The sequence below is a fragment of the Enterococcus sp. AZ163 genome (genome assembly GCF_050498925.1).
GTDB lineage: Bacteria > Bacillota > Bacilli > Lactobacillales > Enterococcaceae > Enterococcus_A > Enterococcus_A ferrettii.
This window is the reverse complement of sequence record NZ_JBIPAO010000003.1, coordinates 366,039-379,437: the sequence shown is the minus strand read 5'-3', so window position 1 is coordinate 379,437 and position 13,399 is coordinate 366,039. Positions and strand designations below refer to the sequence as shown.

Below are 13,399 nucleotides of genomic sequence, written 5' to 3'. Positions count from 1 at the left end.
ATACTTCATTTGTGCTGAGATTAAAAATTAGAAAAATACTCGCCATTTTCGGCTTGTGTATATTACCGTACTATTTCGTTTCTATGTTCCATGTACCCCAAGATAATTTCTTGAAAAATAATATGAATTTCCCCTTTTTTTTGAATTGCATATAACACTAATAATTACTGTTCCATCAACATCAACACTAATAGGCTCTATTTCCTTTATGATTTCAGTATTAACTTCCGCTCGGAAAAAATATGCCAGAATTATCTGAATTTTTCTAGATAGTCTTTGTAAGTTAATACAACTGTTTTTGTATCAGGATCAATAACCGCATTCGCTACAACATTTCCTTCCCTGTCTTTAGCATCAAAACTTTCTGTTGCATAAAAAGTTAGCGTGTTTGGCAACGTAATTTTTGCTGCATCCCCAGCACTCACTTGATCATTCGGAATTGTAAAACCTCCATAAATACGAAATGAATCTTATACCCCTATTGATGTATTTGTGACATTATCAAAGGAATCAGTAACTCGTATACTAATAAATTCATTTAGAGCGACAGTATTTACCGTGGATACCCTCGGTTTAGCGCCCTCTTCTAGATTGTGATTTTCATGTCTCGTATCAATTTCAGATTTTTCTTGTTGGTGCGAATTGGCTTACTTTGTTGTTTAGTTTACTGCTGTTAGCAACGATATAACATTCGTTGTCATTATCAACAACAATCTAAGACATCTAAATATTTATTACCTATTTTTAGCACTCCTTTCATGATTACTAATATTAGTATATCAATTTCACCATTTTTTATAAAGGTTTTTCTTTCTTTTGGAGTTAATTTTAATTTTCTGTCACACACCAAATTTAGTAATAACGGACCTCATAGTAGATCTTACAACGGCATGATACTTCTTGGCAGCTGCCTCGGCAAGGGGATTTGTGACCTGAAAAATCGTCTATAAAATTGTTAATAGAGCTATTGCTTCCACTCGTAATATCCATACCAGATCATGCTTAAAAGTAATTTTGGAGTGTGAAGCTGTCAGAACAATCCGATAATGCTGCTAGGAAAAATATACTTAGTTGACGTAAGTGAACTTTCGATGGACCGTGATGGGATTTGAGTGAGTCACCCCTGCCGAAACAGGGTAGGTTCCAGGTGCTCCCAACGAGTAGGTAATCTGTGAAGAACGTACAATGTACTGGGGATGTAGGATTTTGGGATAAGCGACTATTCGGCTGTAATCGTTGAAATAGAGATTCAAAATTTACCCCGTACTAAAGGGTAGCTGACTTCCAAAGGGTATTCTATTACTTGAATCAGCTGATGTTATCTAACAAGTAAAGTTCTACGACACGAAAATGAGGACAACTTGCATGTAAAACCGTTGAATGGAGACAAACTGAGGACTATATAAAACGACTGCAACTGAGTATTGTAAAGAACTACACAACAAAAAAAATGGAGACTTGTTAAAAGACTCCATTTCCTAATGACACATTCATTTTACGCAAAAGCTTTATCTAAAAAGATGATATTAAATCAAGGGAAGAGCACTCCTGGTATTGATGGAATCATAAAGTGTTTGCTTCAAAATCAGGATGCACTTGTATATCTGTCCCATAAAAAAAGATCACTTCTTTCGTATAAAAAAATTTGGGTATCCGGTTCCAGCTTAAACGCAAAGCGCTACTATTTTAATAAGTGCCCAAAAATTGGTCAGTCAACTGAACACAACTCTCTTGAAAATTCTCTGGGTTGAATTATTTCCCTACCTTCTTCCTGATATAACTTGCAGAAAAGGAAAAAGATAAGAAATATAAATGTAAGTAGTATTTTATACCTGTAGATTTGAAAAGCTAGTAATTGGAATAGAATGGATTTACGGCATACTGTATATGTAAAAAGATCTATGCATCAGCATAACTATTAAGCATAGCCCGTTTAAAACGGTGTCAAAATTCTATAGACTAAATACCCCATCATCCCTACCAAAGATTATGACGTTTTTTTATGCTTACTAATTGTCAACATTATGCCAATGAAAAACAGAACAAATGATCCAAGCTGAATCCTCCGTCCAATTGCTTCAACAATAGACAAAAACGCTACTCTCTTCTATAGAAATAGGAAAATATACATAAACATCACCTTTTAGTGACGAGTAAAAAAGCAACTTGCATTCGTCATATTCAATTCAATGGAAAACTATATTTACAAAAATTCGTCCTTCTAATCCTTTAAGTATTTCTGAATATTTGGTCATGTGAACCCGTAGCAAGCAACCACAACTCTAAGTGATCGTTATCTATTCGATAAACTAACAGCCAATCACTTTCTATGTGAAGTTCTCTCAAGCCTTTTCTGTTTCCTTTTAGTGCATGATCTTTGTACTTCTGTCTTAGTATATTTATTTCCTGATCAATGAGCAGACCTAAAACTTCATCGATCTTATTCATATCATAGTGTTTCTTCTTTAAAGCTTTATAATTACGTTCAAACGGCGGGGCTACTCTAATCTCCATTGTTCAATTCTCTCAACAGTTCATCTTTGGAAGAAAATGTCTTATAGTTGCCCTTTTCAATGTCTCTTAATGCTTCCTCCAATTCACTTTGCGGCAAGGATAAATCAAAAGGTATTCCTTTTTCCCGAACTACCTTGGTTAAATATATTTTAATACCTGTCGTCAAATCCATTCCTAAACTGTCAAATATCTCGCTTGATTCTTTCTTCAACTGATCATCCAGCCTCATATTTAATTGTGCCATATTAATCCACCCCTTTGTAATATATTGTACTACTTTTGCTGCTATTCGTAAATTCAATGTATTCCTTTGTATAGCAATTGATTAAAAAATGAAAAGCTTAAACAAAAGGCAAACACTATCTACAACGATACTTGCTTTTTCATTCTTATGCACCTAGAGATTCATCAATAGATCTTCTAGAAGACGCTTAACATACTCTTCAGTTGAGTGATTACCAGCACATTCTGAAGAAGAACTAAGAGAACCTGCAGAAGTGAAATCTGCTTGATTTTTGAAGCTCTCGGAGGTCTTCTTAGCTTCAACAGATTCATGATTATCACATCATCGCTTTAGGTTATTATGGTGAATGAAAATGATCATATACTATAATAATTTGCAACACTCATGAAAAAAGTGAGTTAGTGTTAATATATCTGTGATAGATAAATAGATTCAACCATCACCTAAATCAATGACTATTTCAAATAAAAGTCATTTAAACTGTAAATCCTTCAACTCGGGCAATAATCACAAAAGTACTTCCCTATTCGCTAAGTATAGTTACCCTAAAGAACACATTTTGAACATTCCCATCCTCTATAAAGTAACAATTATCCCCGAAAAAAAACTCTATCTTCTTATCCACTTGCTGAATCTCCTCTTCAGAAAGTGTTCGCTTCGAAATCACGATGCAGATAATAAAGGAAAAAGACCAGGCATAGGAATAAACACACTAGGAATAGCAGCTAAGATATCTTGTAGAATATCTTGGCTGCTATTCCTAGCGTATTTATGATGATTCAAATTCGGAGTTCTTTTTCAAGATTTTCCAGCAACGAATCATAATCAACCTTTGAAAAATCAGTAACATCTATCTCAAATAAAAGACCTAGGTTAAATTCGCCATATCCTCGAGTCGTGCATCTTTTTATAAATTCCTGATAGTCTAACAAATTATCGGCAGTCTGATGTTCTATTTCTTTATTATCCTTATTATAGCAAGTTAAAATATGTCCTAAATGCCTACTATCATCTAAATCTCTAATTTTTTGTCGTTCAAAAAGTACATCCAAATCAGCAATTAATCGAATAGTAATTACTTGAATACCATATTTTTCAGTTAGTTTTTCTATTGTACTCTTTTGCTTATCGCTAAAAGGATAATCAGAAATAACACTTTTTCCCTTTTGGAATGAATTTTCCAATTCACTATAGTATTCTTTCCAACTCCGTTGTATTAATTTTTCTTTATCCTCAAGGTTTTCAAAACCAAATTTATCCCAATTTTTTTCTTTCAATTCATCCGGTGAAATGAGATAAATCTCTGGAAACTTTTCCATAATGAGATTCGACAAATATGATTTTCCTGTTCCTGGAAATCCCGCTAATAATATTAAAGATTTTTTCATCTAGTCTCTCATTCCCTTATATCGTTAGTTCTATTTCTAAATGATACTTATCCGCTATATAATATGTATCAACATATTCTCTCGGAGTATCTTCAATATCAAAAGAAACTCTTTTGATATTTAGTAATGGAGTACCTACTTTAACTTCAAGTAGAGTTGCTATATAAGTGTCTGCTATCATAGAGTGAATTTCCTGCTTTGCATATGCCCATTTGATATTGTAAGTCTTATCTAGGAAAACACGTAAAGATTCTTCCGAAAAATCTCGATTTAGCATTTCAGGGACATAATCTTTCTCAAAGTAATTTACTTCCAAGTAATATGGAACGCTATTTCCATATCTAACTCTCTCCAAACAAATCAGTTTAGTATTTTTTAAAAAGCCAAGTGAATCTGAAATTTGTTGTGGAGCTGAAATCACGCCGAATTTTATAACTTTCTTTTGAGCAACAACATCACTAATCACACATTTTCTAGAGTAATTAGCAACTCTTTGAGGTGAGTGTTTAGGATGGGCAGAAATGACTACGGTACCATGACCTCTTTGCTTTTTCACAAATCCATCATTTGCAAGCATCTCCATTGATTTTCTGACAGTTGCTCGACTTACTTGATAATTTTTCATTAATTCACTTTCTGATGGAATACATTCTCCCACTGCATAGGTTCCATTAATGATTCCTTGAAACAGCCGATCATAAATTTGATAATAGAGTTGCTCTCTACCACTAAAATCTAGCGCAATCATTTATGCCATCCTCCTTACTTTGTTAATCCATCCATTCTCCACCGACAAGATTAATAGATTGCCCAGTTAAATAACTTGAACTATCAGTCAATAGGAAAACCGCAGCATTGATAACGTCTTGCATGTCAACTAATCGATGCATAGGAATATTTCCTTTGAAGTAGTCCATTACCTCTTCAGGATCAATATTTCGCTTTCTAGCATATTCATGTTTAAGCTTTTCCCACATTTCTGTATACACAATGCCTGGACAAATTGAATTAACACGAATATTCTGATCAGCAAATTCTTTCGCAATCGATTGCGTTAAACCTTGCACGCCAAATTTACTAGCACAATAAATGGTCTGCCATGAACTTGCTTTTTTTCCAGATAGAGACGACATATTCAAAATCTCTCCCCCACCATGTTCTAGCATACGTTCAATCGCCACTTGACAAGTTAAAAATGTCGCTTTTAAGTTTACATCCATAGTCAAATCCCATAGTTCTTCACTGCTTTCTAAGAAAGGCACCATCTTAGAAACACCTGCAGAGTTCACTAGAGATGTTAAGGGTCCAAATTGGGACTCAACTTTATTGACAGCTTCTTTGATTTGATTTTTAGAAGTTACATCTACTTTGTAGTAAAACAAATCTCCATTACCCTCAGTTTCAAGAGCTTTACCTTTATTTTCATCTAAATCAAATACGGCTACCTTTGCTCCTCGTGATACGAAATCTTTCGCCATTGCTGCTCCCATACCACTACTTCCACCAGTAATGACAAAAACTTTTCCATCCATTCTTTTCATAATCTTTTGCACCCCTAGTTCAAATATTTTCCAACACTAACCGGTTTGTCTTGCGGCATAACCTGTATAAATACATTTACATTTTTCTCGAGTAATGACTGAAATTGTTTGTTTTCTTCTTCACTGGTAGAAATATTTTTGTAAAGCACATTTCGATCATTTCTAGTTCCCATACCTCCGACATCAACCTCATCAATCTGAATACCATTATCAACAAGATAATTTAAAACATCTGGACCTTTAACTAAAAGAATAGTTTTTTCATCTAATCCTTGACTAAAGAATTGAACCCCTTCTTCTTTTGTAAAAATTCCAATGGCAATTTCTTCTGGTATAGCCATTTCCAAAACTTCAATCATATACTCATCATTGGCAGTACCATCGTCGACGATAACAACCTGATTTGCACCTTTGTTTTTAATCCAAGCAGTCATTACTTGTCCATGGATTAAACGATCATCTATTCTTGTTAACACTAAGTTTTGCACGTTGTTTTTTCTCTCCTTTACCAAATAGCTTGCTTTGAATTCCAACACACTCTTCTTCAGTTACCCTTTTCATTAAATCTTCTAGAGTATCATCCTCAGTTTTTGCCAAAGTTAAAGACAGAAGCATCGGCATGTTCATTCCAGATACCAAACCAATCTTAAAATCTTTTGATAAGTAAGCAGCACTTTGAAATGGTGTTCCTCCAGCAATATCAGATAAAATGATAAATCCAGCTACTGGATTTTCGTATTCTGACAATACTTTGGCTAGCTTCTCTCTGTAGCTTTCAGGGGCTTCTCCAGGAATTAAAGGAACTGCTTTAACCCCATAAGTGTCTCCAGAGATCATTTTCAAACTACTTAACAATCCTTCACAGAAAGCTCCATGACTTATCACTACAACATGTACCATTAAATCACCTCTTTTAATTTTACGCTACATAACCTAGTAAGCCTAGATAATATGCAAGAATACCAACAACAAATATCGCAATAATAATGTAAAGTGTGTTAATTTTCTTTTTCAACATCCACCACACAAGTAATGTTAGTCCTAAAGGAATTAACCCTGGTGCCAAAGAATCTAAAACATCTTGAATTTTTGTGGTACCTTCTCCTACTGTAATTGCTAAGGGTGTGTTCACTGTAACTCGACTAGCAGCCATAGCTCCTACTACCATCAAACCAACAATGCTAAATGAGTTGATAATTCTATCAATTGTTCCGTTTTTTAGAATTTTCAGTAGTGATGTTTTCCCTTGTTTATATCCTGTCATAAACATGAAATAACCACAACCAAAGATCAATGCTTCAAAAACTACAAAGGATAAAATAGGGCCTAAGAAACTTCCTTCCAATGCTAAAGAACAACCGATACCAAAGATAATTGGGAACAATATTCCCTGCATTACAGTATCGCCAATACCTGCTACTGGTCCCATTAAACCTGTTCGTACTGCATTGATATCTTTAGCCTCAATATCTTCACCATTTGCCCTAGCTTCTTCCATCGAACAAGCAATCCCATTAATGATCGGTCCAATTGTAAATACTTCTGAATTATAGAAAACCATATATTTTTTTAATTCTTCTGCGCGGCGATCATTTGTATCATACAATTCTCGAATCGGTGTTATCATTAAGTTAGCAGCTCCTAAGGCCTGTAATCGTTCATAGTTGTAACAAGATTCTGTACTCGTTGACCAAAGCCAAGTTTTTACTAATGTACTCTTAGATAACCTTTTATTGTATTCGATAACTGGTGCTGCAGTGCCTGCTTCAGCAGTTTTATCTACAACCTCGACAGGTTCGATCTTTTTATTTACTGACAATCGTTTTACTTTTTTCTTCTCTACTTTATCTGATGTCTTATTATTACTATTCAAATACATGATCAATGCTATAATTGCTGAGAAAATAGAGATCGCTGTCATTCCAAGTCCAGAGTAAACTGTTAGGAAGAAACCTCCAAAAAACCATGGTATAAGATTTCTTTTACCCAAATAGTTGAGTAACATAGCAATCCCTAAAGCTGGCATGATTCCTCCAACTACTTCAAGTGCGCTAATTACATGTGTTGGAACCATATCTATTAATTGTTGTGCCCAACTGCTTCCAGAGTAAACTAACAAGAAAGCTGGAATTCCATATAGAACAAATGCCATACATGCTGAAGGAACAAAGTTCATTAACCTAACGCCTCTTAAATTCCCCTTTTCTAAAAGTTTGTCAGCTCTATGAATCCAAGCAGCGTTTACTGTCATATATACTTGATTTAATAAAAGACCAAGCATACTAAAAGGAATTGCAAAAGTTACAGCCATTTTTGGATCGGCGCCTGATAAAATCGTCATAGCCGTACCAAAAATACCAGCTACAATTGTATTACTCGGCATTGTACCACCTGCTGAAATCCAACCCAGGTAAATTAATTGGATATTTGCTCCTGCTAGCATGCCCAGCATTGGATCACCCATAAATAACCCCACCAAAGTTCCAGTGGTTAGTGGATACACTAAACATTTCGTGACTGGACCGAAGAACCACCATTGCCCCATCGTTGCCAGTATTGCAACCAAAATCGCGGATACTACCATTTTCTTCCTCCCTAATAACTAATACTCTTTACTCAGATACACCATCACTTTTCCTATTCTTGAATATCTTAATTCTTTGAGTTCATTTCCAATTTCTTTTAAACTCAACTCTGCGCTAATAATTTTTTCTGTATTAATTAAACCGCTTTCTAAAAGTTTTACAGCTCGTTCCGAAGTATGAGGATTTAAATAAGACGTAAAAATACTTAACTCTTTTGTATAAGCTTCAAACTGATTGAATGAGATTGGTTCCTCAGGATCACCCAATCCAAATAGTAACACTTTGCCATTTTTCCCAGCAATTTTAATTGCTTGTTCCATAGTTTGTTTTAGACCTATACACTCTACAACATAATCAATGTTTTTTGCTTGACTTATTGCCTCAATTTCTTGATCTGATACAGCTTCAGTTGCACCAAGTTCTAAAGCTAACTTTCTCTTCTGAACTTCTCTTTCTACAACAATTACTTCTGTAGCACCACTGTAACAAATCAATTGAAGCATCAACGAGCCAATTGATCCCATACCATACATGACAACTGTCTTACCACTTTCAATTTGTATAAGATCAAGTCCATGTACAGCACAGGATAGTGGTTCAGTGAACGCTGCTGCTTTAAGATCCAGCTTATCCGATATATGATAAACATTTTTCTCTGGTGGGCAAACAAACTCAGCAAATCCCTTAGCAACACCATGTCTTACTAGACAAAAATTGGGATAACCTTGTTGACACCACGAGCACTTGCCACATCCATAACTCGGATCACAAGCTACTCGATCTCCAGGCTTAAAATATTTACACTCTGGCCCTACTGCAACAACAATTCCTGAACACTCATGTCCTAAAATGATCGGTGGTTTCACCACACTTGCGCCGTTCTTTCCTTGAAATTTGTGGACGTCCGTTCCACATAATCCGCACCAAGCTACTCGGATTTTAACCTCGTCCTTCTCAGGCTCTTTTTCAGGAATGTCTCGAACTTCGTAAGAATAATCACCAACATAATATCCTGCCTTCATTTTACCTACCTCAGTCACTCAAATTTTTAAACAATTTGATTTTCCGTTCTACGATTTCTTCAATCGTTTCTAAACAAGGAACAACATTGTCTCTATTAGATACGTTCTCTTTATGAGAGTCATAACATTCTTTAGACTTTCTGTTCCATCCTACTAATAATTCCGTGCCAACATTAAATTTGCGAATCCCTAGATCAATAACTCTTTTTACATCATCATCCTTAACACCAGTTCCGCCATGAATAACCAAAGGAATAGTAACAGCATCATTAATCTGTTTCAGCTGATCAAAGCTGATGTCCGTTTTCGACATATACTGTCCGTGATTTGTTCCAATTGCAACAGCTAAAGCATCTATTCCCGTTTCAGCCACAAATTCTACTGCATCTTTTGGATCAGTGTAGAAAACTTCATCTTGGCTAACAACGATTCCATCTTCTGTTCCACCTACTGTTCCTAATTCGGCTTCAACACTTACTCCGTATTCTTTGGCAAAATTTACTACTTGTTTTGTGCCTAGAATATTTTCCTTGAATGGTAATGAAGAGCCGTCAAACATTACAGAACTGTATCCAGCTCGGATTGCTTTACGAATTTCAGCAAAGTCTTTTGCATGGTCCAAATGTAAAACTACATTTACTCCATACTCTTCTGCCATAGATTTACAAACAGCTACTAAGTTTCTGTGCCCTACATAATTAGCTGTGCCACAACTAGTTTGAATAATAACTGGCGTTTTCTGATTACCGGCTGCTTTAATTATTGCTGGTAGCATTTCCAAGTTATGGGTATTAAATGCTCCTACGGCCATATTCAATTGACTGGCATCTTTTAACACTTCTTTTAATGTCACATACATCAACGTTTCCCCCTAAGCATAATCCGAATCTCCTAACAATAAGATGGCCATCTGTGATTTCATTCAAAAAGAATACAATCAACGTTAGAATATACGTACGTTTGATTCATATTCATCATATAGCTTTTTTTGGGGCAAATCTATAATCTGTAAAGGAAAACCGTTACAGAATTAGAGTGATTTACTCGATTTATGAAAATCGATTCATGGTATAATACGTTAGAACATTAGGAGGTCAAGTATGATTATAGATGTAAAAAAAGAAATCTATCAGAATCTATCAGCTTCAGAACGCGTAGTCATTGACTTTTTAAATAAAAATGAGAAAGCAATTCCTGATTTGTCAATTACGAAAATTGCAAAAAAGACGTTTGTCTCATCTGCAACAGTTTCTAGGACCATTCAAAAGTGTGGCTTTTCTGGTATTAATGAATTGAGATACAAGATTTCTCAACAAGGAAAAACAAAAGATGAAGTTCATGCTCCATATGTTGTCAATAACATTTTGGCTAAGTCATATTTGGAATGCACCGAAACTATCGATTCGATTAATTCAACAACTATTTTTCAAATCATTGAATATATTAAGTCGGCTGGTCGAATTTTTATTTATTCAAGAGGCTTTACGTCACTGATAGCTGATGAATTCCAAATGTATCTGCAATTACTAGGCTATAATGCGATCATTGTAAAAGATAGTATGTGGATGAAAAATACAAATCAGATTGTTACTTCAGAGGACGTTATCATTATTGTCTCCGTCCGAAATTCCACTCCAGAGTTATTAGAGTCGGCAAAAGCTGCTAAAAAAATCGGTGCAAATGTTGTTACTTTATGTTGTAAGGAAAAAACAGAATTAGAAGACTATTCAGATATTTCTATTATTGGTCATAGTGAAAAGATAATGGATGTTAGTGGATTGACCGTCTATTCTCGAATCCCACTTTTAATAATTACTAGAACAATAATAGAATATATTGGACTTTAGTATTGATTTCATTGGTTTAGCGCTTCCTCAATAGCGAATAAATTGACTAATCCAAGTTTACAAAATTACCTAATTTCCAATTTTCCTTTCAATTTCCTTCACTTTCAGAACACACTATGTAATAAACTTTTTTGTCCTTCTTCATTTGGACACCTCCTAATTTGTTTGTGGTACGTTTTTGACAATTTGGAAGGCTTTTTTCTAACTCGTTTGAGGCTCTTTGCCCCCCCATATAGCAGGTAGTTTTCAAAGTATATAGCAAAAAAACATTGTACAGAAATGGGACATTTTCTGTACAATGTCAAAATTAGCATTTCCATAAAAGGACATGCAGGTTTCAATCTAAAGAAATTCAATACAAATAAAATTAGTGTTTAAACATTTCGCTAGTGTCAAGAGGGATTATTATGAAATCACAAAAAAGTTATTCTAACTTTATTCTTTGCAGTTGCTGCTATAAACATCAAAATAATAACGTCCTTAGTAGACAAAATATCTTCTCCTTTCTGTAGATTTCAGCACTCACTTTCATAAGTACCACATCCTTCCAAGAGAAGACCACCGCTCACGAGCTATCTTCGTGGTTAACATACTTTATCACGTTCTTTTTTCAGTGAAATGATACTTGATCTAGAAATATAATTTATCTTCAGACTCACTATAAATTTCGACATTTATCAACTCGGGCAACAATCGCAAAAGTACTTTCCTATTCACTAAGTATAGTTACCCCAACAAACACCAGTTGGACTTCCTTACAATCTAACAATTGTCCCCGAAAAACATCCCTCTATCTTCTTATCCACCTGTTGAATCTCCTCTTCAGAAAGTGTTTGCTTCGAAATCACGATGCATTGTGGATCTGTGCCAAATAAGGCAATCACTTCGTTAGTAGTAACTACTTTAGTTATTTGCTCCCAATTTAAACGCAAATCAATAGTGTCAGAATAGGTGCCAATGGATTGGTCAGTTAATTGAACACGACTCCCCTGACTCTCCTTGAAACTTTTACCCACTTTCTTCCTGACATAACTTGTAGAAAAGAGAACGTATATCCGATACAGATAATAAAGGAAAAAGACCAGGCATAGGAACATGAGAAGCATTCTAGAACCATAAAGTTGAAAAGCCAACGATACAAACGTGAAGGACCAGGGAAAGTCTACCATGTGAAAAGTAAAATAGAGATCTCTAAGCAACCCGATACCCAACCAGAGGAGTAGAAAAGAAAACAAAACCATTCCAACCAAAACCCATTTTCTTGCTGCCTTTGACGCATAGCTTCGATACATTTCGTTGAAGTGTATCCACTCTTCTTTTGTTAACTGACTTGAAACCTCGATCATCCTCGCTTCAATCCTTCCTATCCTTCGTTTTCATCAAGTAAACACCCACACAATTTAGTCTAACCAGCCTCTTAGCAAGGAAAATAGCTATGTAAATGTCTTATTTTCCTGCACGGATTTTAAAAAATAAAGCTCGAAGTACTTGACCCAGCAAGCCTGCAAAAATAGTAAGAACAAAATAGCAGGTGTACAGCAGCATGAACGTCAGCAACTTCTCACTAAAAGAATCGCCCGTAAGGCTGGGCACAAATACTGCAGGAAAAATTAATAAGGAAACTGTAATTGCATACCGTGGAATATCGCCCGCTGTTTTGCAAAGAAAACCATACACCGTTCCAAGAATGAGACAGCCAAAAGGGACAAGAAAAGTTGCGCTGACTATCAGGAAGTCGAAATAAGAACCGCTTATTATTAGGAACAACAACGGAAGAATATAAATACTGAAACTGTTCAAGAGGTAGAACCATTTATATTTACGAATTATCTGCATGTGAGTCCCTCCTCGTTTAAAAACTTAAGAAAAGTGCTTCTTCCCCCAATTCTCACGCATATCCAAATGCTCACTAATAGGAACATTGCAGCTTTTAAACTTCCTCAGTAGAACTTCAAATCCCTCCTGCTTGAATCGGCCATGTCTGTTGTAAGTATAGGGAATATGAAGCTTTTTATTATGGTAGAAGATGTCAATAAAAGATCCCTTTGTGGACCATCCTACATGCACTACCTTTTCTACCGAAGAATAAGGAAGATCGTAGGTTGCTCCAAAAAGTGGGGTAACAGCGAGACCCTTTCCATGGATCACTACCTTGAATCGGAGGTGAAAATAGAGGTGGATTGCTAATATACTGAACATAACCATCGTGATCGGTATCCAAATAGAAAACCCCACGATTGCATAGAAAAATCGATCTA

At 35.3% G+C, this 13,399-nt stretch carries 15 protein-coding genes; 2 read left to right on the top strand and 13 right to left on the bottom strand.

Annotated elements, in window-relative coordinates:
* Window positions 1–251 precede the first annotated feature (251 nt).
* Entirely contained in the window at window positions 252–440 is a 189-nt protein-coding gene (locus IGI46_RS23470) for an Ig-like domain-containing protein (protein WP_429969609.1), read from the bottom strand.
* Between the two features lie 1,041 nt (window positions 441–1,481).
* Here IGI46_RS23470 and IGI46_RS23465 point away from each other — a divergent pair.
* Complete coding sequence (locus tag IGI46_RS23465; RefSeq protein ID WP_429965468.1) at window positions 1,482–1,751, top strand: hypothetical protein; 270 nt, start codon at window positions 1,482–1,484, stop codon at window positions 1,749–1,751.
* 478 nt (window positions 1,752–2,229) lie between these two features.
* Here IGI46_RS23465 and IGI46_RS23460 read toward each other — a convergent pair whose 3' ends face one another.
* The 10 genes from IGI46_RS23460 to IGI46_RS23415 form a co-directional block, all read right to left on the bottom strand.
* Window positions 2,230–2,514 (bottom strand): type II toxin-antitoxin system YafQ family toxin, encoded by a 285-nt coding sequence (locus IGI46_RS23460; protein WP_429965469.1) that lies wholly within the window; start codon window positions 2,512–2,514, stop codon window positions 2,230–2,232.
* Entirely contained in the window at window positions 2,504–2,758 is a 255-nt protein-coding gene (locus IGI46_RS23455) for a type II toxin-antitoxin system RelB/DinJ family antitoxin (RefSeq protein ID WP_429965470.1), read from the bottom strand. The genes IGI46_RS23460 and IGI46_RS23455 overlap by 11 nt, the downstream gene beginning before the upstream one ends.
* 779 nt (window positions 2,759–3,537) lie before the next feature.
* Window positions 3,538–4,146 (bottom strand): AAA family ATPase, encoded by a 609-nt coding sequence (locus tag IGI46_RS23450; protein WP_429965471.1) that lies wholly within the window; start codon window positions 4,144–4,146, stop codon window positions 3,538–3,540.
* Between the two features lie 16 nt (window positions 4,147–4,162).
* A complete protein-coding gene (locus IGI46_RS23445; RefSeq protein ID WP_429965472.1) occupies window positions 4,163–4,894 on the bottom strand; it encodes a GntR family transcriptional regulator in 732 nt (243 codons plus the stop codon).
* 22 nt (window positions 4,895–4,916) lie between these two features.
* Window positions 4,917–5,678, bottom strand: a complete 762-nt coding sequence (locus IGI46_RS23440) for an SDR family NAD(P)-dependent oxidoreductase (protein WP_429966076.1) — start codon at window positions 5,676–5,678, stop codon at window positions 4,917–4,919.
* 23 nt (window positions 5,679–5,701) lie between these two features.
* Window positions 5,702–6,175, bottom strand: a complete 474-nt coding sequence (locus tag IGI46_RS23435) for a PTS system mannose/fructose/N-acetylgalactosamine-transporter subunit IIB (RefSeq protein WP_429965473.1) — start codon at window positions 6,173–6,175, stop codon at window positions 5,702–5,704.
* On the bottom strand, window positions 6,144–6,587 hold the full coding sequence (locus IGI46_RS23430) for a PTS sugar transporter subunit IIA (protein ID WP_429965474.1): 444 nt from the start codon (window positions 6,585–6,587) through the stop codon (window positions 6,144–6,146). Before IGI46_RS23430 ends, IGI46_RS23435 begins: the two co-directional genes overlap by 32 nt.
* A gap of 19 nt (window positions 6,588–6,606) precedes the next feature.
* Window positions 6,607–8,271: a PTS system mannose/fructose/sorbose family transporter subunit IID gene (locus IGI46_RS23425; protein ID WP_429974390.1), complete on the bottom strand. Its 1,665-nt coding sequence runs from the start codon at window positions 8,269–8,271 to the stop codon at window positions 6,607–6,609.
* A gap of 18 nt (window positions 8,272–8,289) precedes the next feature.
* Window positions 8,290–9,294: a zinc-dependent alcohol dehydrogenase family protein gene (locus IGI46_RS23420; RefSeq protein WP_429965476.1), complete on the bottom strand. Its 1,005-nt coding sequence runs from the start codon at window positions 9,292–9,294 to the stop codon at window positions 8,290–8,292.
* A 10-nt stretch (window positions 9,295–9,304) separates the two neighbouring features.
* A complete protein-coding gene (locus tag IGI46_RS23415) occupies window positions 9,305–10,153 on the bottom strand; it encodes a class II fructose-bisphosphate aldolase (RefSeq protein ID WP_429965477.1) in 849 nt (282 codons plus the stop codon).
* A 241-nt stretch (window positions 10,154–10,394) separates the two neighbouring features.
* Between IGI46_RS23415 and IGI46_RS23410 the strand changes: the two genes are divergently transcribed.
* Window positions 10,395–11,141 carry a MurR/RpiR family transcriptional regulator gene (locus IGI46_RS23410; RefSeq protein WP_429965478.1) on the top strand — a complete coding sequence of 249 codons (747 nt, stop codon included), beginning with the start codon at window positions 10,395–10,397 and terminating at the stop codon, window positions 11,139–11,141.
* A gap of 755 nt (window positions 11,142–11,896) precedes the next feature.
* Here IGI46_RS23410 and IGI46_RS23405 read toward each other — a convergent pair.
* Window positions 11,897–12,157, bottom strand: coding sequence for a YcxB family protein (locus IGI46_RS23405; protein ID WP_429965479.1), 261 nt, complete (start codon window positions 12,155–12,157; stop codon window positions 11,897–11,899).
* Between the two features lie 430 nt (window positions 12,158–12,587).
* On the bottom strand, window positions 12,588–12,977 hold the full coding sequence (locus tag IGI46_RS23400) for a hypothetical protein (RefSeq protein WP_429974389.1): 390 nt from the start codon (window positions 12,975–12,977) through the stop codon (window positions 12,588–12,590).
* Window positions 12,978–13,399 lie beyond the last annotated feature (422 nt).